The organism is Streptomyces sp. SID3212 (assembly GCF_009865405.1).
Classification (GTDB): Bacteria; Actinomycetota; Actinomycetes; order Streptomycetales; family Streptomycetaceae; genus Streptomyces.
Genome location: NZ_WWJY01000154.1, coordinates 1 through 1,441, shown reverse-complemented (window position 1 = coordinate 1,441; position 1,441 = coordinate 1). Strand labels below are relative to the sequence as shown.

The 1,441-nt window shown below is 75.2% G+C and carries 1 protein-coding gene; it reads left to right on the top strand.

Annotated elements, in window-relative coordinates; genetic code table 11:
- The coding region (locus GT042_RS04330) for an SDR family NAD(P)-dependent oxidoreductase (protein ID WP_161307361.1) at nucleotides 1–1,441 on the top strand (1,441 nt) is incomplete at both ends.

Genomic DNA, 1,441 nt, shown 5'->3' with positions numbered 1-1,441 from the left:
GAGCCGCCGCAGGCACTTCGCAGCGCGCTCGGCGTGCCGCTGCGTGAGCGTCGTTGGGAGGTGGCCCCACCGGCGGTCGACGCCGGAGCGGTGCCTCGCGGGACGGTGGCCGTACTCGCCGGGCCGGGCAGTGAGGCCCTCGCGCGGCGAACCATGGCGCTGCTCGCGCCACAGACCGACTGCGTGCTGCTCCGCGAGGGTGAGGGCGAGGGCCAAGGCGACGGCGAGGGCCCAGGCACCGGTCGCGGCGAACCGGCCTTCCACGACGAGGCCTCCGCACGCCGCATCCTCGACGGGCTGCCCGGCCTCAGCGGGCTGCTGGACCTCACCGACGTGGCCCGGCCGGACGGCGGTCCCGGCCCGTGGACGGCCAGGGTCGTGATCCTTCAGGAGCTGATCCGCCGTCACCGGGGCGAACTGCGCGTGCTCCAGGTGACCCAGGGACTCCAGGACCTGCCGGGCACCAGGCCGTCGCTCGCCGGCTCCCGCGTCGCGGGATTCGTCCGGATGCTCGGGGTGGAGTACCCGAGGGTACGGGCCACCCACCTGGACACCGATCTGGCTCTCCCCGAGGCGATCGCCGCCGAGTGGCGGGCCGCCGGGCCGTCGGCCGAGGTGTGCCACCGCGACGGGCGGCGGTTGCTCCCCCGGTGGACCGAGGTGGCAGAGGCGGCGGCCACGGATCCGTTTCTGGCCGACCCGGAGCGCGCGTACCTGGTGACCGGCGGCACACGCGGCCTCGGCTCCCGGGTTGCCCGCCACCTCGTGGCCCGAGGCGCCCGGCGGATCGCCCTGACCTGCCTGCGCGAACTGCCCGTACGCGAACGGTGGGACGCCCCCGGACTGTCCGCCGAGACCGCCGAGGCGGTGGCCACGGTCCGCGACCTGGAAGGAGCGGGCGTGCAGGTGAGGGTCTTCACAGGCGCGCTCTCCGGCCGCGCCCGGCTGTCGGCGTTCCTCACGGAGGTCCGTACCGTCCTGGGGCCGGTCGGCGGCGTGGTGCACTGCGCGGGACTCGGTTCACGGGGCCCGGCGGCCTTCGTCCACAAGCGGTCCGACGACATACGGGAGGTGTTCGAGCCGAAGACGGCCGGGCTGGAGACCCTCGCCGAACTGTGCGGCTCGGACCGTCCGGACTTCTTCGTGCTCTTCTCGTCGGTCTCCTCGGCCCTGCCACAACTGGCGGCCGGGATCAGCGACTACGCGGCGGCCAACACCGGAGCGGACTTCGTGGCGGGTCACCTGACGCGCCTCGGCCGGGTCCGGGTCCGGGCCGTGCAGTGGCCGGTCTGGGCGGACGGCTCCGCCGGGAAGGCCGCCCGCGATTCCTCCCAGGGCGCCGGAATCGGGCTGCTGTCCACGGACGACGGACTCGCCGTCCTCGACTGGGCCATGACCTCGGACGGCCCGTCGGTCGTGCTGCCCGCCCCCCGGCTGGTCG